Genomic DNA, 20,931 nt, shown 5'->3' with positions numbered 1-20,931 from the left:
CTTTAAGATGTCGTTTCTTCTTTATGAGTTGTTTGGTAGACTTCCTCTACAATTCGTTCCATGGCATTTAAAATATTTTCATATCCGGTACAGCGGCACAGGTGTCCGGAAATCAGTTTTTTCAGCTCTTCCCGGTTATATTTTTTGCCGGTTCCCACAATTTCAACAGCACTCATAATCAGGCCTGGGGTACAGAAGCCGCACTGAACAGCAGCCTCTTCAATAAAGGCCTTCTGAATCGGAGAAAGCTCTCCGTTAGGCCCCTTCAGGCCTTCTACAGTCATAACGCTTTTTCCGTCAGCCCAGAGGGTCAGATAAATGCAGCTGTCAATGGCTTCTCCGTTTACAAGAACGGTGCAGGCTCCGCACTCACCGACCTCGCAGCCTTTTTTTACGGAGGTCAGACCAAGGCGGGTGCGGAGGGTATCCAGAAGGGATTCCCGCTCGTCAACAGCCAGCTCTGTTTCCTTTCCATTTACTTTCATATGTACAATTTTAAGCATTGACGGCACCTCCTGCTTTTTTTACGGCTTCACATAAAGCTCGTTTTGCCAGCTCTTCTACCAGTTGAAGACGGAATTCCTTAGATGCTCTCCAGGAGGTTCGGGGATTAACCTCCTCCAGGGCATTCTTACCAAAGGTAAGAACTGCATCGGCATCGGTTGTTTCACATCCCTTTAAGCCCTCTTCTGCCTTTCGGCAGCGGAGCGGAGTAGGACCTGCTACTCCGTATCCCAGGCGAACATCTTCGATGCGTTTTTTGTCTTCGCTGAGTTTTACCCGGACAGAGCAGCCCAAAGTTGCGATCTCCATAGCTTTTCGTTTTCCATATTTTACATAATGTCCGGTCCAGCCTTCAAAGTTTTCTTTTTTTACAAGAAAGCCGGTGCAGACCTCACAGCGATCGCGGACAGTTCTTCCGGGACCAGTATAGAATTCACAGACAGGAACTGCACGTTTTCCGGAAGGTCCTTCCAGTAAGACTTCTGCCTCCAGAGTCCACATGGTAGAGGCAGAATCGGCGGAGGTAGCGCCGTTGCAGATATTGCCGCCGATGGTTCCGGTGTTGCGGATCTGGGGACCGCCAACCATATCAACTGCATCGCCCAGCATGGGAATGTATTTCTGGATCAGCGGATCATTGGTAATATGGGAAAATGCGGTTCCCGCTCCAATCCAGAGGTCTCCGTTTTCCAATAGCTTTACGCCTTTTAATTCCTGAAGATTGTGGACAGATACCAGGGATCTCCCTGCATCCTTGCCTTCTCTGACCCGGATCAGTACGTCCGTTCCGCCGCTGATAATCTCTGCATCCGGATCCATTTCCAGGGCTCTGATGGCATCAGCCACATCCTTTGCCTCGTAAAATGATTTTATATCAAACATAACATTCTCCTTATATCAGACCTTTTTCTTTGAATTTTTCAATGAGCCGCTGCGCGGTCATCGGGGTTACATTCATGTGTACGCCAGTTGCGTTTAACAGAGCATTTCGGATAGCCGGAGCAACCGGGATAGCCGGAGGCTCACCAAGGGATTTGTTTCCGAAGGGGCCGGTAGGATCTTCAAGCTGAATGAAGGAAACATTCAGATCCGGAGTATCCATGGCGGTAGGAATCTTATAGTCGAGCAGGTTGTTGTTCAGCGGGCGTCCTGTTTTTTCATCTATCAGAAGTTCCTCAGACAGTCCGTAGCCCAGTCCCATGCTCATGCCTCCGTGTACCTGAGCTCTGGCAGTTGCCGGATTAATCAGAATACCGGAATCGTGAACATTGATAATGTCCTTTACAGTAATCAGTCCCAGAGGCATATCAACTTCAATCTCTACGAAGCAGCAGCCAGAAGAGAAGGTGTTGTCCTTACAGTGGTTGGTCACCTCTGCAGTCAGATGAATGGAGCGATCCAGGGAATAAAATGCCGTATCAGCAACAACAGCTACATCAAAGAGAACCGGATCTCCGCCGTTTACAACAATCTGGCTGTTCTGAATATCAAGCATATCTTCTGTAATTTCCTCTTCCGGGTTTAGTCCCAGAACATCTCTCAGCTTTGCGGCAGCGTCCTTTACGGTATCCGCATAAATGGTTTTTGACATATCGGATACATCGTGATTCAGCATATAAGCTGCGTATTCCAGAATCCTGTGCCGCAGTTCTTCACCGCACTTTTTGCAGGCCATGCCGGAAACATAGGTCTGGCGGGAAGCGTAGGCTCCTGTATCAAAAGGTGTGATATCTGTATCTTGTGTGGACATAATATAAACCTTATCAAAGGAGATTCCTGTGGTCTGAGATGCCATCTGAGAAAAGACGGTATCTGCGCCCTGGCCGATTTCTGTAGCGCCCATGCAGACCTGCATGGAACCGTCCTGGTTTAATACCATACGAACCGAGGCAGTTTCCAGGGAAATCGGGTGTACACCAGTTTTATAACAGAAAATTGCCATACCTACGCCTTTTCTTACAGGGCCGGTCTGGTTTTTGTAGGCATTCCATTTTTCATCCCAGCGGATATGTCTGCGTCCTTCCTCGATGCACTTTTTCAGTCCGTAGGAATGGAAGGTAATTCCGTTGGCGGGATCTACAAAGCCCTCCTCCATACAGTTTTTCAGGCGGAGCTCGCAGGGATCCATGCCGATGGCATCAGCCAGATCGTCGATCAGACACTCTGCAAACCAGTCAGCCTGCGGGATTCCGTAGGCTCTCATGGCGCCTGCTGTAGGAGAAGAGGTGTAGACTGTCCAGCAGTCTACCTCAGTGCCCAGACGATCCCGATACAGATCTTTAAATACATTTCCACAGTTAGCACAGATAGCGTGACCGTGGGAGGCATAGGCTCCGTTGTTTGCATAAGCTTCCAGCTGACGTGCCAGGATCTCTCCGTCTTTTGTTACAACGCCGCGGCATTTTCCCTTGATGGCGTGGCGTGTGCGTGTGCCGGAAATGGTTTCTTCCCGGCTGATTTCCAGTCTTACAGGCCGTCCGCCTACAGACATGGAAAGAAATGCATTTAACGGCTCATAGAGCACATCCTGCTTATTGCCGAAGCCGCCGCCGATATAGGGCTTAATGATGCGGACCTTTCCGACAGGAATGCCAAGGGCTTGAGCCGTACAGCGCCGTACAATATGAGGAATCTGGGTGGAGCAGACAACCGTAACCTTTCCGTTGGTGTCTACATAGGCCCAGGAAACCGGCAGCTCAATATGGCAGTGGGAAATCCGGGGAGTGTCATATTCTTCTTCCAGAGCCACAATATTTTCCCTGCCATACTGCTCTCTGGCTTTTTCCAGTCCTTCTTCATAGGTAAAATCTGGATATCCCATAGTCATATGAGAATGAACAATCACATTGTCTTTGCGGATATCCGGGTGAAGCGGTGTGGCGTTTTCTGCCATGGCAGCTTCTACAGTAACAATGGGCTCGTATTCTTCGTATTCGATCTTAACCAGCCGTGCGGCCCGTGCTGCAGCGACCTCGTCTTCTGCGATAACAGCTGCAATGTCATCTCCGTAAAGCCGGACTCTCTGGTTTAAAAGCTTCCGATCACAGATGTCCTGATGCTTTGTCTCTACGCTCCAGGGATGGCCGGCAGTAGGAAACTGGCAGTCGGGAACGTCGAAACAGGTGATGATTTTTACAACTCCAGGCACCTTATAGGCTTCCTCTAAATCAAAGCTCTTTACCAGGCCGTTGGCGATAGTAGAATGAACAACCTTTCCGTGGAGAATATCTCTCGGTTCCAGATCGGCAGTATACTTAGCTTCACCAGTGACCTTGCCATAAGCATCCACTCGTTTTACTTGCTGACCTATCATATTCATGCTTTTTGATGCCTCCTTACTTTTTTGAACCAATGTTTTTTTGTTTAGATTAGGGGAAAACGCAGAGAATCTACTATACAAAGGGAAAAAAAGAGCTGACTACATAAGATATGTAGTCAACTCTGTAGGCAGTTGGTAGAGACTCTGGGCCAATCCCCAGGATATACATATTGGTAACAAAAAATATTTTGTTTTCATTTGATGAATTGATTATATCGTAAAAGAAGTGTTAAGTCTATGGCGTTCCTGTGAAAAAAAACATCTATAAATTGGCGAAAATGCACAAAAAACATTGTGAAAAACCTAAAAAAATTTTAGAACATTCTCAGGGTAAGATGCTCTTGCCCATTTTCCTTTAAACAGTTAAAATAGAAGTCAGACTACAGTATAAAATTATGAAGAGAGAAAGAGGAAGGAGTCTTTATGACAACCGCATCTGTAAAATTAAAAAAAGGCGAGGGCCGCAGTTTAAAGGCCGGCGGCGCCTGGATTTACGATAATGAGATTGCAGAAATTCAGGGTGATTATGAAAACGGAGACATGGTTCGTGTGGAGGATTTTGACGGATATCCCATGGGACAGGGATTTATCAATACCCGTTCCAAAATTACTGTTCGCATGATGACAAGAAAAGCGGACACAGAGGTAAATGAAGACTTTATTGAAATGCGGGTTCGCAATGCCTGGGAATACAGAAAGACAGTGACAGATACATCCAGCTGCCGTGTGATTTTTGGGGAGGCAGATTTCCTTCCGGGAATCGTGGTTGATAAATTCAGTGACGTTCTGGTAGTCGAATCTCTGGCTCTTGGTATTGACCGGTGGAAACCAGTAATTCTGGAAAAGCTGAAAAAGGTTCTGGCGGAGGAGGGCATTGAAATTCGGGGGATCTATGAACGCAGTGACGCCAAGGTACGGCAGCAGGAGGGCATGGAGCGATATAAGGGCTTTGTAGGAGAACCCTTTGACACAAAGGTGGAGATTGTGGAAAATGGTGTCCGGTATCTGGTGGATGTACAGGACGGGCAGAAAACAGGATTTTTCCTGGATCAGAAGTATAACCGCCTGGCGATTCAGAGGCTGTGTAAGGGGAAGAAGGTGCTGGACTGCTTTACGCATACAGGCTCCTTTGCTTTAAATGCCGGAATTGCCGGAGCAAAGTCTGTGCTGGGAGTGGATGCCTCTCAGCTGGGTGTGGATCAGGCCAGAGAGAATGCGGAGTTAAACGGACTGTCTGATCGGGTATCTTTTGTCTGCGCTGACGTGTTTGATCTGCTTCCGGAACTGGAGCAGAAGGGGGAGCGGTATGATGTGGTGATTCTGGATCCTCCTGCATTTACAAAGTCACGCAGTTCTATTAAGAATGCGGTGAAGGGATACCGGGAGATTAATATCAGAGGACTGAAGCTGGTGAAGGATGGCGGCTATCTGGCGACCTGCTCCTGCTCTCATTTTATGGATCCGGATCTGTTTACAAAAACGATCCGGGAAGCGGCTGCAGGAGCTCACAAACGGCTGAGACAGGTGGAATACCGTACTCAGGCAGCGGATCATCCGATTTTGTGGACAGGCGGAGAACAGGCGTCCTATTATCTGAAGTTTTATATTTTCCAGGTGTGTGATGAGAAATAAAAATCAGGCCGGATTCAGACGCGGAAACCAGGAACCGGCGAAGACCAGCTCCTAATTGAGGCAGAAGGTAAACGAGGGACTGCCAGAAGCAATAAATAAAAAACATACAGGACAGAAAAATAGAGATAAAAACCGGAACGGCAGGGGAGGAAACGGGATGGCAGAACAGGAAAAGGGCCTGAATACAAAGTACAAGCTGGCGGCCTCTATTAAGGAGTGTATGAAAACAACGCCGGTAGATCGGATTACAGTAAAGGATATTGTGGAGGGCTGCGGTCTGACACGCCAGACCTTTTATCGGAATTTTAAGGACAAGTATGATTTGATCAACTGGTATTTTGACAAGCTGGTGCTTCAGTCCTTTGAACAGATTGGTGTGGGACATACTGTAGGGGAGAGTCTGACCCAGAAGTTTGAGTTTATCCGCAGTGAGAAGGCGTTTTTTACAGAGGCATTCCGTTCTGATGATTACAACTCAGTTAAAGAGCATGATTTTGAACTGATTCTGCAGTTTTATATCAGTCTGATAGCAAGAAAGACCAGCCGTCCCTTAAGTGAGGAACTGGAATTTCTGTTGGAAATGTATTGTCGAGGTTCTGTCTATATGACAGAAAAATGGGTTCTGGGAGGAATGAAGGACTCTCCGGAACAGATGTCCTATAAACTGGTAGAGGCAATGCCTCCCAAGCTGGAAAAGGTTTTTTCAGAGCTGGGGCTGCTTTAGAATATTGTACTCAATGCATAATGATATTTGTGAAGATCTGACAAAAATAAGAAGAAAGTGACAAAGCTTGTGTTTTGTCACTTTCTTTTTTTTCTATACATTGTTAAAATAATGACAGTACATGAAGCAATCAGAAGCAGCTCCAGAAAGAACCTGCTCTGATCCATATCCCAAAGGAGGATTTTTATTATGGCGAACAGAATTGTTTTAAATGAGACATCTTATCATGGCGCAGGTGCCATTAAAGAAATTCCGGCAGAGGTAAAAACAAGAAGTTTTGCAAAGGCATTTGTATGCTCTGACCCGGATTTGATTAAATTTGGTGTAACTAAGAAGGTAACAGACGTTCTGGACGAGGCCGGACTGGCATATGAGATTTACTCTGATATTAAGCCAAATCCCACTATTGAAAACGTGCAGACAGGTGTTGCTGCATTTAAGGCATCCGGCGCAGACTATATTATTGCAATTGGCGGCGGTTCTTCCATGGATACTGCAAAGGCAGTGGGTATTATTATTACCAATCCGGAATTTGCAGATGTAAGAAGTTTAGAGGGCGTTGCTCCCACCAAGAAGCCCTGCGTGCCGATTATTGCAGTTCCTACTACAGCAGGTACCGCAGCAGAGGTTACCATTAACTATGTTATTACAGATGTAGAGAAAAAGAGAAAATTCGTTTGTGTAGATACCCATGATATTCCTGTTATTGCTGTTATTGATCCGGATATGATGGCATCTATGCCAAAGGGACTGACCGCAGCAACCGGTATGGATGCTCTGACCCACGCAATTGAGGGATATATTACCAAGGGCGCATGGGAAATGACCGATATGTTCCATCTGAAAGCGATCGAGATTATTTCCAAATCTCTGCGGGGCGCAGTTGACAATACGCCGGAGGGCCGCGAGGGAATGGCTCTGGGACAGTATGTAGCTGGTATGGGCTTCTCCAATGTTGGTCTTGGAATTGTTCATTCTATGGCACATTCTCTGGGCGCTGTTTATGATACTCCTCACGGTGTGGCAAATGCAATCCTGCTTCCTACCATTATGGAGTACAACGCTCCCTGCACTGGAGACAAGTACAAATATATTGCAAAAGCCATGGGTGTTGAGGGTACAGACAGCATGACACAGGAGGAGTACCGCAAGGCAGCTGTTGACGCAGTGAAGAAGCTGTCTGCTGACGTAGGCATCCCTGCTGACTTAAAGGCGATTGTAAAAGAAGAGGATCTGGATTTCTTATCTGAGTCTGCATTTGCAGATGCATGCTGTCCGGGCAACCCGAGAGATACCTCTGTTGCAGAGATCAAGGAGCTTTACAAATCTCTGATGTAGGAAAAGTTCGGATATCCGAAAAACGTTTTTAACAAAATAGAGGGTGAATTTTCCTGGGGATTTTACAGAATAACGAAAATTTATTCTGTAAAGTCCCCTTTTTGACATTATGTTCAGAAAATAAAAATAGAAATTGTGGGATTGTCCATTGAATAAAACCGGTGGATCGTATAAAATGATTTTATGGTAGAAAAATTTTATACACAGGCTGATATATTTTCGTAACTGAACTGTTACATATTTTCTGGCCGGAAGGAAGGTATTTTATGGAACATAAGAATCCTCTGTGGACGAATGTTACAAGCACAAAAAAGTTTATTACGATTGGTGAAATCATGCTGCGTCTGACACCGCCCAATTACGAGAAGATCCGTTTGGCCACAAATTTTGAGGCAAGCTACGGCGGAAGCGAGGCAAATATTGCCATGGCTCTGGCCAACCTGGGAGTGGACAGCACCTTTTTCAGCGTAGTTCCCAATAACAGCCTGGGAAAAAGCGCAGTTCGCTGGCTTCGCTCCAGTGATGTACACTGCACTCCGATGATTCTGACAGGCCCAAAGGAGACCCCGACTCAGCGTTTGGGTACCTACTATCTGGAAACTGGATATGGAATCCGTCCCAGCAAAGTAATTTACGACAGAAAGCACAGCGCAATGGCTGAGTATGATTTCAGCAGTCTGGATGTGGAGCAGCTGCTGGACGGCTATGACTGGCTGCATTTAAGTGGTATTACTCCTGCTTTGTCTCAGAACTGCAGTGATTTGATTCTGAGATGTCTGAGCGTGGCAAAGGAAAAAGGACTGACAGTCAGCTTTGATGGAAACTTCAGAAGCCTTCTGTGGAGCTGGGAGGAGGCCCGGGACTTCTGTACCAAGTGCCTGCCCTATATTGATGTGCTTCTGGGGATTGAGCCATATCATCTGTGGAAGGATGAGGAAAACCATAGAAAGGGAGACTGGAAGGACGGTGTGCCCTTACAGCCCAGTTATGAGCAGCAGGATGAGATTTTCCAGCATTTTATTGATCGTTATCCGAATCTTCAGTGTATTGCCCGCCATGTCCGCTATGCTCACAGCGGAAGTGAAAACAGCTTAAAGGCCTTTATGTGGTATGAGGGTCATACCTTTGAAAGTAAGCTGTTTACCTTTAATATTCTGGATCGGGTAGGAGGCGGAGATGCCTTTGCCAGTGGTCTGATTTATGCAATGATTCATGGATATAAAGCAATGGATATGATTAATTTTGCTGTAGCCAGCAGTGCAATTAAGCACACCATCCACGGAGATGCCAATATTACTGATGATGTAAACTCCATTAAGAATCTGATGAACATGAACTACGATATTAAGCGTTAGTTTCAGGAAATTTTGCGAAATTGAGGCAGCCAGGAATTCTGGAAGGAAGCTTGGCCTGGCAAGGCGTGAAATAAGAATGAAAACATGAAAATCCGGCAGGGCTTTTCTGGAAAGAAAGGCTTCTGCCGGATTTTTGAATAAAGGAAAAGAGTCAGCCGGTTTCAGCGTCTGCAGTGTCTTCCATAACCGCTGCCGGAATGATGCCCTCTGCGGTGTCCGCTGCCGGAGCCCTGCTCTCGGTACGGGTAGTCAGGCTGGTCATTGTTTTCGGCGGATGAATAAGCCGGACAGTCTTCCGGACAGTCCTGACGGTGATCACAGATGCCGTCTCCATCCTCATCAAGATAGGAGCAGTTCTCTCCACACAGATGGGTTTCCTGGCAGACGGGATCCTGTCTGCAGGCCTGGCGGCCATGAGCCAGGGCAGGAACTGCAAAAGTCAGCGCCAGCGCACAGGCAAGTACACTGATGGATAATGTTTTTTTCATGGTATCTCTCCCTGCTGGTGATAAAAACAGCGTACAACAGATAGAGAAGAATTGCAAGAGGAAACCTTGGAAAATCAGTGAAAAAAGAGATCGAACAGGCGGATAAAAATATGTTATAATGTGTTTTACGGAAATCGCCGGAGCAGGCAGGAAAATACCGGAATGGGCGGGAACCTGCCGAGCGGAACACGGAAAATACAGAAAAGGACAGAGAAAAATATGACAGATCATTATTCAGATACGGAACTGATTGAGAAAGTAAAAGAAAAAATCGCCTCAGCCGACAAGGTTTTAATCGGTTTGGGGGAGGAGTGGAAGCGGGGCATAAACGATGACAGGGAACTGCTGTCTGCCTATGACAGTCTTTATGAATTAATAAAAGATAAGGATTATTTTATTGTAACCATGGCGGTGGACGGAATGATTTTTGATACAGCTCTGGGAAGCCGGATGGATAGGGCAGTATCCTCAGAGCCGGAGCCGGAAGAGACCTTCTCCTGCCCTTCTGCAGATAGTGAGACGATGGCCCTGATGGATCGCCTTTTTCCGCCAAAAGAGCAGAAGCGTCCAGAGCAGGATACCCGGTTTCAGAGAATTGTGGCGCCCTGCGGCAATGAAAACTGGCGCCAGTGCTCGGAGGGTTGTACGAAGGATATCTGGGAACTGGGAGAAATACCGGATGATATCTGCCCTCACTGCGGCGCACCGTTGACAGGAAACACGATTCAGGCAACTCCTTATATTGAGGAAGGATATTTGCCTCAGTGGGAAAAATATACCCAGTGGCTGACAAAAACTCTGAACAGAGAGCTTGTGATTCTGGAATTGGGATGTGGATTTGAAAATCCGGGAGTGATCCGTTTCCCCTTTGAAAAAACTTGTTTTTTTAACCAGAAGTCATTTTTCTGCCGGGTACACAAAACCTTTCCGCAGACATCGGCAGAGCTGGGAGAACGGGCTGTGGGAGTGAAGGCCTTTTCGCCGGAATGGATACGGAAATTTGTTGTGAAATAAAAGAGAGTATGATAAACTGTTGACATCAAACGGGGCAAAGAGACAAGGGGAGACAATATGACAGCGATTATTGATTACGATGCAGGAAATTTGAAAAGTGTGGAAAAGGCGCTGCAGGCTCTTGGGGAGGAGACTGTGATTACCAGAGACAGAGAGGAGATCCTGGCAGCAGACCGGGTGATTCTTCCAGGAGTAGGCGCTTTCGGCGATGCCATGGAAAAGCTTCATCAGTATGGACTTGTGGAGATTATCCGTCAGGTAGTGCAGAAGGGGACACCTTTTCTGGGAATCTGCCTGGGACTGCAGCTTTTGTTTGAGGAAAGTGAGGAAAGCCAGGGCGTTCCCGGCCTGGGAATTCTAAAGGGGAAAATCCGCAGGATTCCGAATACGCCGGGACTTAAAATTCCGCATATGGGATGGAATTCCCTGACCCTCCGTCCAGAAACCAGGCTGTTTTCCGGGCTGGGAGAGGAGCCCTACGTATATTTTGTCCATTCCTATTATCTGGAAGCTGCAGATCCGGAGATTGTGGCGGCTTCTGCAGATTACGGCGTTGTGATTCATGCAGCAGTAGAAACGGGAAATGTATTTGCCTGCCAGTTCCATCCGGAAAAGAGCAGTGATACAGGACTTCAGATTCTGAAAAATTTTATCGGCCTTTGACGGATAAGGAAGAGAGGATGGGCATATGTTTACGAAAAGGATTATTCCCTGTCTGGATGTTCATGGCGGGAGAGTGGTTAAGGGAGTCAATTTTGTGAATTTGCGGGATGCAGGAGATCCGGTGGAGATTGCAGCGGCTTATGACAGAGCCGGTGCGGATGAGCTGGTATTTCTGGATATCACGGCATCCTCAGATGCCAGGGAAACCGTAGTGGATATGGTTCGCCGGGTGGCGGAAACCGTATTTATACCCTTTACAGTAGGCGGAGGAATCCGCACAGTGGAGGATTTCAGGCGGCTTCTGCGAGGGGGCGCTGACAAGATTTCCATTAATTCCTCGGCTATTAATACGCCGGAGCTGATATCAGATGCGGCAGACAAGTTCGGCCGTCAGTGTGTGGTGGTAGCGATTGATGCCAGAAGACGGGAAGACGGATCTGGATGGAATGTGTATAAAAACGGAGGAAGAATCGATACGGGACTGGATGCAGTGGAATGGGCCATGAAAGCTGATCATATGGGCGCGGGAGAGATTCTTTTAACCAGCATGGATTGTGACGGCACAAAGGCAGGGTATGATAATGAGCTGACAGCTCTGGTTGCCGCCAATGTTTCCGTTCCTGTTATTGCCTCCGGCGGCGCAGGCACAAAGGAGCATTTTTACGATGCCCTTACAGTTGGCGGTGCAGATGCAGCTCTGGCGGCTTCTCTGTTCCACTATAAGGAGCTGGAGATTCGGGAGTTGAAGCGCTATCTTCGGGAGCGGGGGCTTCCGATGCGTCTGTAAGTCCGTGGGACTTCAAAACAATGCAGGAAAGCATGATAATTATGACTGTCCGGAATGGTTGCATAGAAGGATACTGATAAGTGATAAGAAGAAAAGGAGAGAAAGATGGGAGCCATTGCAAATGACTGGCTGGAGCCCTTGAGCGTAGAATTTAAGAAGCCATATTACAAAAAACTGTATGATACCGTGAAGCGGGAATATGAAACAAGGCAGATTTTTCCCGATGCCAATGATATTTTTAATGCCTTTGAATTTACACCTCTGTCTCAGGTAAAGGTTGTGATTCTTGGGCAGGATCCCTATCACAATGTAGGTCAGGCTCATGGACTTTGTTTTTCTGTAAAGCCTGATGTGGAGATTCCGCCGTCACTGGTGAATATTTATCAGGAGCTTCACGATGATCTGGGCTGCTACATACCGGACAACGGATATCTGGTAAAATGGGCAAAACAGGGAGTGATGCTTTTGAATACGGTACTGACGGTGCGGGCTCATGCGGCCAATTCCCACAGGGGAATCGGCTGGGAGGAATTTACAGATGCAGCTATCCGGATTTTAAATGACCAGGATCGCCCTATGGTATTTATTTTGTGGGGAAGACCGGCTCAGACGAAAAAGGTGATGCTGACGAATCCCAGACATTTGATTCTGGAGGCACCTCATCCCAGTCCCCTGTCTGCCTATCGGGGATTTTTTGGCAGCAGACCGTTTTCGCAGACAAATGCATATCTGGAGAAGAACGGACTGACACCGATTGACTGGCAGATTGAAAATAGAAAAGGAGAATAAGCTCATGGATTTTATTGAGATTTTAAAGGTTCTGGTGCTTGGAATCGTGGAGGGCTTTACAGAATGGCTTCCCATCAGCAGCACAGGACACATGATTCTTGTGGATGAGATTATCCAGCTTCATGTCACAGAAGAATTTATGAAAATGTTTCGCGTTGTAATTCAATTGGGGGCTATTCTGGCAGTTGTGGTTTTGTATTTCCACAGGCTGAATCCCTTTGACAGAGGGAAAACTCAGGGACAGAAGATAGCCACGGTCCATCTCTGGATTAAGATTGCAGTGGCCTGTCTTCCGGCAGCAGTGTTTGGACTTTTGCTGGATGACTGGCTGGATGCCCATTTGTACAATGCTTATGTGGTAGCGGCTATGCTGGTGCTGTACGGAGTTTTGTTTATTGTATTGGAAAACAGAAACCAGTACACAGAATTTCCTATTCAGCGAACCGCGCAGATAACCTATCAGACTGCGCTTTATATCGGCCTGTTTCAGGTACTTTCTCTGATTCCTGGAACCTCCCGTTCCGGGGCAACGATTCTTGGCGCTATGATTCTGGGCTGTTCCCGGGGGGTGGCGGCGGAGTTTTCTTTCTTCCTGGGTATTCCTGTGATGTTTGGCGCAAGCCTTCTGAAAATCCTGAAATTTGGGTTTGATTTCAGCGGAGTAGAGATTTTCTATCTGTTTTTCGGTATGGTAGTAGCATTTCTTGTGTCTGTTTATTCCATTAAGTTTTTGATGGGATATATCAGGAGAAATAACTTTAAGCTTTTCGGATATTACCGGATCGTTCTTGGTGTGATTGTTCTGGCATATTTTACAGCTGTAGGATTGATGAAATAGTAAATTCTGCGGGACAGATGCCCTTGTGATTCAAAGAAAACAACAGTTCCGGACGGCAGAAATGCCCTGCCGTTCGGAACCCTTGTAACTGAAAAAAGCAGCCCGGAAAACGGGCAGATAACAGAAAGGACAGCTGATGAATATAAAAAAGCCGCGGTCGAGGGACAGACAGTTTCTGTTTCTGGCGCTTGTTCCGGCATATTTTATCCTGGTGGGATTTTTCCTGCAGTCTCCAGGAGAGATTCTGCAGGGAATCTTTACGATTATCCGGGAACCGGATTTTCTGATTACAGACTATTTTATTATTGGAGGAGTAGGAGCTGCATTTGTCAATGCCGGCATCCTGACGTTAGTAAGTATTGGAATTGTATACGGGCTGGGGATGGATTTTGACGGACATACCATCACCTCTGCCTGTCTGATGTTCGGATTTTCTCTGTTCGGAAAAAATCTTCTGAATATCTGGGCGATTATGCTGGGTGTATTTCTTTATGCCCGGTATCACAGAACCTCAGTGTCCCGGTATATTTATATTGGATATTATGGGACAAGCCTTTCCCCGATTATTACACAGGTCATGCAGATGTGGGAGCTGCCGATTCCGGTGAGAATGGGGCTTTGTATTCTTACTGGTACGGTAATCGGCTTTGTACTTCCGCCTTTGTGTACCCATGTTCATTATTCTCACAAGGGATATTCTCTTTATAATGTGGGGTTTGCGGGAGGCATTATCGCTACGGTAATTGTTTCTATGTTTAAATCCTTTGGCATTACCATTGAGTCCAGGCTGATCTGGTCTGAAGGAAATAATGGTATGTTTCTGGCGCTGCTCTTCGTACTTTTTGGAGGAATGATTCTCTACGGCGTTCTTTCCGGAAAAAAGGAGGCTGTGCGGGGATACAGGAATATTTTAAAATGCTATGGCCTGGGCGGCACGGACTATTATAAGACAGAGGGCGGAAGTGCGACTCTGATCAATATGGGAGTCAACGGCCTGGCATCCATGATTATTCTGGTGGCTTTAGGCGGCGAGCTGAACGGCCCAACCATAGGCAGTATTTTTACGGTTGTAGGCTTCAGCGCTACAGGAAAGCATCTGAGAAATATTCTTCCGGTTATGGCAGGCGTGTGCCTGGCCAGCGTGGCGAAAAACTGGTCCATTACGGATCCGTCTGCACAGCTGGCTCTGCTCCTTTCAACAACACTGGCGCCGATTGCCGGGGAGTTCGGTATCCTTGCGGGAGTTCTCGCAGGCTTCCTTCACTCTTCTGTAGCGCTGAATGTGGGCATTGTTTACGGTGGAATGAACCTGTATAACAATGGATTTGCAGGAGGAATTGTGGCAATTTTCCTGGTTCCTGTCATTCAGTCTGTAATGGACCGAAGAGCGAGGGCGAGAGGAGGACTGTCGCTGTAGGAAGAATGATAATTAGTAATGCCCCCATCCTGAACAGCTACAATAGAAAAGATAAAGGAGCGCTGCTTCATAGGTGAGTAATCACCTGTTTTGCAGCGCTCCTTTATCTTAATGCTTTCTTCGATCAATAACCTTTTCAGCCGGAAGCATTTCTCCCAGAAATGTCCACAGCTCGTCGGTCTCCACATTACTCTGTCCCTCAGGAAGAAGGAATGCCTGACGGGCAGAAATGTAAAAATAGATACAGTCTTTTACCCGGTATACCTGATAAATATGTTCCCACCGGAGGCGAAGGGTTCCGCCCTCACCGGAAGGGGTTACAATGGTGATGCCGTCCGGCGCTGTTGTCATGGATATAGTATAGACATGTTTGGGGGTCTCCAGCTTGAGCTTCTTAGACTGAGCCTGAAGATCCATGTAAAAATGTCCGAAATATACAGCTGGAAGAATCAGGCCTATGGCCAGGAGCACATTTCCCAAAAGAGCGGCCTGCTCTGCTTTTCCGATCTGGGTGTAGCAAATGCAGGCGAAAACACCCATAATGCCTGCAAAAATGGCAGGGGAACGGAAATGTTTGCGGAATACCATAGAATCAAATATGGCAAAATGGCAGAAAATAGATTTGTCAATTCTGGAAGAAGTAACAATGGTATCAGGTCTCATAAAAATATCCTCTTTTCTTGAAAAACCTACAATCGTTCAGGTCAGCGGTTGTTTCCTGAACAGTTGTGGAAACTTTAAACTATATCATATCGCAAAATTTGTAAAATCACAAGACCTCTGGCAGGAAGCTACATGACAGGAATATGTTCTTATTTTTGCTGTTGCCTGTATAGAAAGCGTGTATTACGACAAAACAGGGAAAGACAGAGGTTTTTTAGAAAAAATATCGTGCAAATTTCCGATAAAATACTAATATATTAGTTGACCAATAGAAAAAATGGTGATATAATCAGATCAGCAGCAGGCTTTCGGTGTATGACCGGAGCGCAAACAGGAAAACTATATTTTAATTTTATTTTAAGGAGGACATGCAATATGAAAATGACATTCCGCTGGTATGGTTCTGACAGTGATTCCATTACCTTAAAGCAGATTCGCCAGATCCCGGGTATGAGCGGTCTGATGGGCGTTCTGGATTACAAGGCAGCCGGAGAGGTTTGGACCGAGGAAGAGATCAAGGCTTATGTAGACGAGGTTCATGCAGCAGGTCTGGAGTGTGAGGTTATTGAGAGTGTTAACGTGCACGAGGACATTAAGATGGGTCTTCCTACTCGTGACGAGTATATTGCAAACTACATTACCACAATCCGCAATCTGGCAAAATACGGTATCAAGGTTATTGTATACAACTTTATGCCAGTATTTGACTGGCTGCGTACTGACCTGGCCAGAGAGATTCCGGAGGACGGATCCAACAGCCTGTATTTCGATGAGAAGGAATTAGGCGATATGACTCCGGTAGATCTGGTAAAGAATACCATTGAAAACTGCAACGGATTTACCCTGCCGGGATGGGAGCCGGAGCGTCTGGCTGAGCTGGAGACTACTTTAAAGAGATACGAGAGCATTACTCCGGACAAGCTGCGTGAGAACTACAAGTATTTCCTGGATGCAGTAATTCCGGTATGTGAAGAGGTTGGCGTAAAGATGGCTGTTCATCCGGATGATCCGGCATGGCCAATTTTCGGACTGCCGCGTATTTCTCACAGCCAGGAAGATTTTGACAAGATTGTTGCTCTTCATGATTCACCGGCAAATGCACTGTGCCTGTGTACCGGTTCTCTGGGCTCTAATCCGGACAATGATATTCCGGCTATTATCCGTCACTTTGGCGAGATGGATCGGATTGCCTGCCTCCATATCCGCAATGTAAAATATCTGGGACACCATAAGTTCCGTGAGGCAGCTCATCTGTCTTCTGCTGGTGATCTGGATCTGTTTGAGATTGTAAAGGCTGTTTACGATACCTGTCCTCACGATGTATATGTTCGTCCGGATCACGGAAGAATGATCTGGGATGAGGTTGGCCGTCCGGGATATGGCCTGTATGACCGAGCTCTGGGAGCTGTATACTTAAATGGTCTGTGGGAAGCCATTGATAAAATGACAAACAAATAAGTCATTTTTCAGGCTGAAGAAAACCGGAAGGGAAAGGATTCTTCGGCTTTTCGCAGGACAGAATAAGGGGGAGTAGATACCATGGTGCTGACAGAACGATATCCCCACGAAAGAGGACGTGATTACGCAAAACGGGTGATTCGGGACAAGATTATTTCTCTGGAACTTGAACCGGGAGCTGTTATCAGCGACCGGGAACTGGCATCCTGGATGAATCTGTCCCGGACGCCGGTCCGGGAAGCCCTGCTGGATTTGGCAAAGGTTAAAATTGTTGAGATATACCCCCAGCGAGGCAGTGTGGTAGCGCCAATTGACTACAATCTGGTAGAGGAGGCGCAGTTTGTCCGCAGTGTACTGGAGGTAGCAGTGGTGCAGCTTGCCTGTGAACGGGCGACACAGGAGCAGCTAGAGCAGCTGAAGGAGAGTGTTGCTCTTCAGGAGTTTTATTATCAGCATGGCTCTTCAGAGAGGCTTCTGGAAATGGATGATGAATTCCATCGCCTGCTGTTTCAGATTGCAGGACGGATGCAGGCTTATGAGATGATGCAGAGCATTACGGTTCATTTTGACCGGGTTCGCAGTCTGGCTGTTACGGCAGTGAAGGAGCATCTGTGGATGAGCGATCACAGAAATATCTGTGAAGCAGTGGCAGCCCATGACCAGGAGGCGGCCAGACAGCTGATGGAAAAGCATTTAAACCGCTATAAAGTTGATGAAAAAGCTCTTCGGGAGCAGTATCCGCAGTACTTTCAGTGAGGGAGTCTTGTGCGGACATTGATAAAGTGACCAGTAAACGAAACCAAAAAGGAAAGTGTGACGATATGAAACTGACATTAGCAGGATTAAAGGATACGGCAGCATGGCAGGCTGCAGGCATTAAGCTTCCGTCTTATGACGTGGAGAAGCTGGCAGAAAATACGAGAAAAGCTCCGGTATGGGTGCATTTTGGCGCAGGAAATATTTTCCGTATTTTTATTGGCGGGCTGGCAGATAAGCTGATTGAGGAAGGCGCTCTGGACAAGGGAATTACCTGTGTGGAGACCTTTGATTTTGACGTAGTAGACAAGATTTACAAGCCCTATGACAATCTGGTTCTGGCTGTTACCTTAAAGGCTGATGGCTCCACTGACAAGGCAGTTCTGGGTTCCCTGACAGAGGCTATCAAGGCTCAGTCTGGTGTTGCTGAAGAGTGGAACCGCCTGAAAGAGATTTTTGTAAATCCGGATTTACAGATGATTTCCTTTACTATTACCGAGAAGGGATATGCTCTGAAAAATGCAGAAGGCAATTTCTTCCCGTTTATTCAGGCTGATATTGATAATGGCCCAGATAAGGCAGGCTCTGCGATGGCAGTTGTGTGTGCTCTGCTTTGGGAAAGATTCCAGGCAGGAAAGTATCCTCTGTCTGTTGTTTCCATGGATAACTGCTCACACAATGGTGAGAAGCTGCAGAATTCCATCGTAACTATGGCAAAAGAGTGGGAGAAGAAGGGCTTCGTGTCTGCTGAATTTGTGGACTATCTCTGCGATGAAAAGCAGGTTGCATTCCCCTGGAGTATGATTGATAAGATCACCCCAAGACCGGCTGATTCTGTATGTGAAGAGCTGGAAAAGGCAGGGGTTGAGGGTATGGCTCCGGTTATTACCTCCAAGAAAACCTATATCGCTCCGTTTGTAAACGCAGAAGGTCCCCAGTACCTGGTTATTGAGGACAAATTCCCCAATGGCCGTCCGGCTCTGGAAAAGGCAGGCGTTTATATGACAGATCGTGATACTGTAAACAAGGTAGAGCGTATGAAGGTTACTACCTGTCTGAATCCGCTGCATACAGCTCTGGCAGTTTATGGCTGTGTTCTGGGATATGATTTGATTGCCAATGAGATGAAAGACGAAGAGCTGAATAAGCTGGTTCATCAGATTGGTCCAGTTGAGGGTATGCCGGTTGTTACCAATCCGGGAATCCTGTCTCCGGAGGCATTTGTAGATGAAGTAATCAATGTCCGTATTCCTAACCCATTTATGCCGGATACGCCCCAGCGTATTGCAACAGATACCTCTCAGAAGGTAGGCATCCGCTACGGCGAAACCATTAAATCCTATGTAGCAAAATACGGCGATGCAAAGAAGCTGACTGCCATTCCGCTGGCAATTGCCGGCTGGTGTCGTTACCTGCTGGGTGTTCAGGATGATGGTGAGAAGTTTGAACTGTCTGCAGATCCGATGGTTCCGGAGCTGGTACAGGCTCTGGAGGGCATTGAGGTAGGCCATCCGGAAACCTACAAGGGACAGCTGAAGGGCATCCTGTCTAATGCAAATATTTTTGGAATTGATTTGTATGAAGCAGGAATTGGTGAGAAGATCGAGGAAATGTTCCTGGAAGAGATTGCAGGAACCGGCGCTGTAAGAGCAACTCTGAAGAAATATCTTGCATAAATAAGTAAAGATATGCTGTAGCCTGTTAAGGGCAGCGGAAAAACTCGCGAGAAAAAGATTTAATGAGGGTATCGCAAAATCATCAAATGAGATGGTGGAGCGATACCCTCGTTTTTTCTTTCATAAGAACGTGTGTCCTGGCACAGGCGAAAAAAGTTTATACGCCCTCTGCAATCTCGTAAATGAGACGCTCGGAATCTTCCCATCCAAGACAGGGATCTGTAATGGATTTTCCGTAGCAGTGTTCCCCTATCTTCTGATTGCCTTCTTCAATATAGCTTTCAATCATAACGCCCTTGATAAAGGAATTCAAATCAGCAGAGTGGCGGCGGCTGTGAAGCACTTCTTTTACAATGCGGATCTGCTCCTTGTACTGCTTGTTGGAGTTGGAGTGGTTAGCGTCTACAATGCAGGCCGGATTTACCAGATTCCGTTCCATGTAAAGCTGATGAAGCAGCATCAGATCCTCGTAGTGGTAGTTGGGCAGGCACTGGCCATGTTTGCTGACAGCACCCCGCAGGATGGTGTGTGTCCAGGGATTGCCTTCTGTTTTTACCTCCCAGTCCCGCATAATAAACTCGTGGCCGTGCTGGGCAGCATGAACGGAATTGAGCATAACGGACAAATCGCCGCTGGTAGGATTTTTCATGCCTACCGGAACATGACAGCCGCTGGAAACAAGACGGTGCTGCTGGTTTTCCACGGAGCGGGCCCCTACAGCAATATAGGACATAATGTCATCCAGGTAGCTGACATTGTCCGGATACAGCATTTCATCAGCAGTGGAAAGACCGGTTTCCATTAACACACGCATATGAAGGTGGCGGATTGCATGAAGACCGTCAGCCATGCTGGGACGTTTTTCCGGATCAGGCTGATGAAGCATACCCTTATACCCGTCGCCAGTGGTTCTGGGCTTGTTGGTGTAGATGCGGGGAATCAGGATCAGCTTATCCTTGGTATCCTCCTGAAGTTTTACCAGACGGCTTGTATAATCCAGAACGGAATCTTCATTGTCAGCAGAGCAGGGACCGATAATAACAAGAAACTTGTCACTCTGTCCGCTGATTGCTTTTTTTACTTCTTCATCCCGCTGAGCCTTGGCAGCTACGCACTCTACAGGCAGCGGAAACTGTTCTTTTATTTCTGCCGGAGTCGGCAGCTTATTAATAAATTCATACCCCATCGCAGTATCTCCTTTGTATAATCTACATTCCCTTGCCATTCGCAAGATTTACGTTTTATTGCAACTATTCAGGACGGGGCATCGTCTTGTCCGGCAAAGCCGAACAAGAAGCACCGGAGATTCCTTCGATGAGAGAACTGGCGGGAAAATCCGCTTACAAGCAAGCTTGATGCGGCTGTTCCTGTCAGTTCTCTCGCCGTTCTGAACAATTACGTTTTATTATAATATGGGAAGGCAGAAAATGCAACGATGGCATATAAATTTTCTTTCATGGGATTGCTGTAATTAAGAATAATCTGATATAATAGAACAATACAGAAATTG

General features: G+C 46.8%; 19 protein-coding genes and 1 riboswitch. Of the genes, 13 read left to right on the top strand and 6 right to left on the bottom strand.

Going from position 1 to position 20,931, the window contains the following annotated elements:
* Window positions 1-2 precede the first annotated feature (2 nt).
* From xdhC to xdhA, 3 genes are read right to left on the bottom strand one after another with little or no spacing between them, the layout of a single operon-like run.
* Complete coding sequence (gene xdhC, locus ACESON_RS00855) at window positions 3-503, bottom strand: xanthine dehydrogenase subunit XdhC (protein WP_373108020.1); 501 nt, start codon at window positions 501-503, stop codon at window positions 3-5.
* The gene (xdhB, locus tag ACESON_RS00850; RefSeq protein ID WP_373108017.1) at window positions 496-1,386 is read right to left on the bottom strand and encodes a xanthine dehydrogenase subunit XdhB; all 891 of its coding nucleotides are present in this window, start codon (window positions 1,384-1,386) and stop codon (window positions 496-498) included. Before xdhB ends, xdhC begins: the two co-directional genes overlap by 8 nt.
* Before the next feature lie 10 nt (window positions 1,387-1,396).
* The gene (xdhA, locus tag ACESON_RS00845) at window positions 1,397-3,823 is read right to left on the bottom strand and encodes a xanthine dehydrogenase subunit XdhA (protein WP_373108016.1); all 2,427 of its coding nucleotides are present in this window, start codon (window positions 3,821-3,823) and stop codon (window positions 1,397-1,399) included.
* A gap of 93 nt (window positions 3,824-3,916) precedes the next feature.
* Window positions 3,917-4,012, bottom strand: a riboswitch (purine riboswitch).
* A 234-nt stretch (window positions 4,013-4,246) separates the two neighbouring features.
* Here xdhA and ACESON_RS00840 point away from each other — a divergent pair.
* The 4 genes from ACESON_RS00840 to ACESON_RS00825 all read left to right on the top strand — a co-directional run bounded on the left by ACESON_RS00840 (window position 4,247) and on the right by ACESON_RS00825 (window position 8,872).
* Window positions 4,247-5,455 (top strand): class I SAM-dependent methyltransferase, encoded by a 1,209-nt coding sequence (locus tag ACESON_RS00840; RefSeq protein WP_177958341.1) that lies wholly within the window; start codon window positions 4,247-4,249, stop codon window positions 5,453-5,455.
* 157 nt (window positions 5,456-5,612) lie between these two features.
* Window positions 5,613-6,179, top strand: coding sequence for a TetR/AcrR family transcriptional regulator C-terminal domain-containing protein (locus tag ACESON_RS00835; protein ID WP_177958340.1), 567 nt, complete (start codon window positions 5,613-5,615; stop codon window positions 6,177-6,179).
* A gap of 189 nt (window positions 6,180-6,368) precedes the next feature.
* Window positions 6,369-7,517 (top strand): lactaldehyde reductase, encoded by a 1,149-nt coding sequence (gene fucO, locus ACESON_RS00830; protein WP_177958339.1) that lies wholly within the window; start codon window positions 6,369-6,371, stop codon window positions 7,515-7,517.
* A gap of 266 nt (window positions 7,518-7,783) precedes the next feature.
* Window positions 7,784-8,872: a PfkB family carbohydrate kinase gene (locus ACESON_RS00825; protein WP_177958338.1), complete on the top strand. Its 1,089-nt coding sequence runs from the start codon at window positions 7,784-7,786 to the stop codon at window positions 8,870-8,872.
* 161 nt (window positions 8,873-9,033) lie between these two features.
* Here ACESON_RS00825 and ACESON_RS00820 read toward each other — a convergent pair whose 3' ends face one another.
* Window positions 9,034-9,360, bottom strand: coding sequence for a hypothetical protein (locus ACESON_RS00820; RefSeq protein ID WP_373108013.1), 327 nt, complete (start codon window positions 9,358-9,360; stop codon window positions 9,034-9,036).
* A gap of 219 nt (window positions 9,361-9,579) precedes the next feature.
* Here ACESON_RS00820 and ACESON_RS00815 point away from each other — a divergent pair, with 219 nt between their 5' ends.
* The 6 genes from ACESON_RS00815 to ACESON_RS00790 all read left to right on the top strand — a co-directional run bounded on the left by ACESON_RS00815 (window position 9,580) and on the right by ACESON_RS00790 (window position 14,868).
* The gene (locus ACESON_RS00815; protein WP_373108012.1) at window positions 9,580-10,374 is read left to right on the top strand and encodes a hypothetical protein; all 795 of its coding nucleotides are present in this window, start codon (window positions 9,580-9,582) and stop codon (window positions 10,372-10,374) included.
* Between the two features lie 57 nt (window positions 10,375-10,431).
* Window positions 10,432-11,037 (top strand): imidazole glycerol phosphate synthase subunit HisH, encoded by a 606-nt coding sequence (gene hisH, locus ACESON_RS00810; protein ID WP_373108009.1) that lies wholly within the window; start codon window positions 10,432-10,434, stop codon window positions 11,035-11,037.
* A gap of 25 nt (window positions 11,038-11,062) precedes the next feature.
* The gene (gene hisF / locus ACESON_RS00805; protein WP_177958335.1) at window positions 11,063-11,824 is read left to right on the top strand and encodes an imidazole glycerol phosphate synthase subunit HisF; all 762 of its coding nucleotides are present in this window, start codon (window positions 11,063-11,065) and stop codon (window positions 11,822-11,824) included.
* 105 nt (window positions 11,825-11,929) lie between these two features.
* A complete protein-coding gene (locus ACESON_RS00800; RefSeq protein ID WP_177958334.1) occupies window positions 11,930-12,613 on the top strand; it encodes a uracil-DNA glycosylase in 684 nt (227 codons plus the stop codon).
* 4 nt (window positions 12,614-12,617) lie between these two features.
* A complete protein-coding gene (locus tag ACESON_RS00795) occupies window positions 12,618-13,451 on the top strand; it encodes an undecaprenyl-diphosphate phosphatase (RefSeq protein ID WP_373108008.1) in 834 nt (277 codons plus the stop codon).
* A 136-nt stretch (window positions 13,452-13,587) separates the two neighbouring features.
* A complete protein-coding gene (locus ACESON_RS00790; RefSeq protein ID WP_177960151.1) occupies window positions 13,588-14,868 on the top strand; it encodes a DUF1576 domain-containing protein in 1,281 nt (426 codons plus the stop codon).
* A gap of 108 nt (window positions 14,869-14,976) precedes the next feature.
* Here the strand turns inward: ACESON_RS00790 and ACESON_RS00785 are convergent, their stop codons facing one another.
* Window positions 14,977-15,531 (bottom strand): YcxB family protein, encoded by a 555-nt coding sequence (locus ACESON_RS00785; RefSeq protein WP_373108005.1) that lies wholly within the window; start codon window positions 15,529-15,531, stop codon window positions 14,977-14,979.
* 375 nt (window positions 15,532-15,906) lie between these two features.
* On the opposite strand from ACESON_RS00785, the gene uxuA reads away from it, so the two are divergent.
* The 3 genes from uxuA (at window position 15,907) to ACESON_RS00770 (ending at window position 19,421) form a co-directional block, all read left to right on the top strand.
* On the top strand, window positions 15,907-16,989 hold the full coding sequence (uxuA, locus tag ACESON_RS00780) for a mannonate dehydratase (protein ID WP_177960154.1): 1,083 nt from the start codon (window positions 15,907-15,909) through the stop codon (window positions 16,987-16,989).
* Between the two features lie 81 nt (window positions 16,990-17,070).
* On the top strand, window positions 17,071-17,745 hold the full coding sequence (locus ACESON_RS00775; RefSeq protein ID WP_177960155.1) for an FCD domain-containing protein: 675 nt from the start codon (window positions 17,071-17,073) through the stop codon (window positions 17,743-17,745).
* A 65-nt stretch (window positions 17,746-17,810) separates the two neighbouring features.
* On the top strand, window positions 17,811-19,421 hold the full coding sequence (locus ACESON_RS00770; protein WP_177960156.1) for a mannitol dehydrogenase family protein: 1,611 nt from the start codon (window positions 17,811-17,813) through the stop codon (window positions 19,419-19,421).
* A gap of 157 nt (window positions 19,422-19,578) precedes the next feature.
* On the opposite strand, the gene ACESON_RS00765 is transcribed toward ACESON_RS00770, so the two are convergent.
* The gene (locus ACESON_RS00765; protein WP_177960158.1) at window positions 19,579-20,607 is read right to left on the bottom strand and encodes a 3-deoxy-7-phosphoheptulonate synthase; all 1,029 of its coding nucleotides are present in this window, start codon (window positions 20,605-20,607) and stop codon (window positions 19,579-19,581) included.
* Window positions 20,608-20,931: the final 324 nt, after the last annotated feature.

The organism is Lachnoclostridium sp. Marseille-P6806 (assembly GCF_964238185.1).
Lineage (GTDB): Bacteria > Bacillota > Clostridia > Lachnospirales > Lachnospiraceae > Brotaphodocola.
This window is presented reverse-complemented; position numbering and strand designations above follow the sequence as displayed.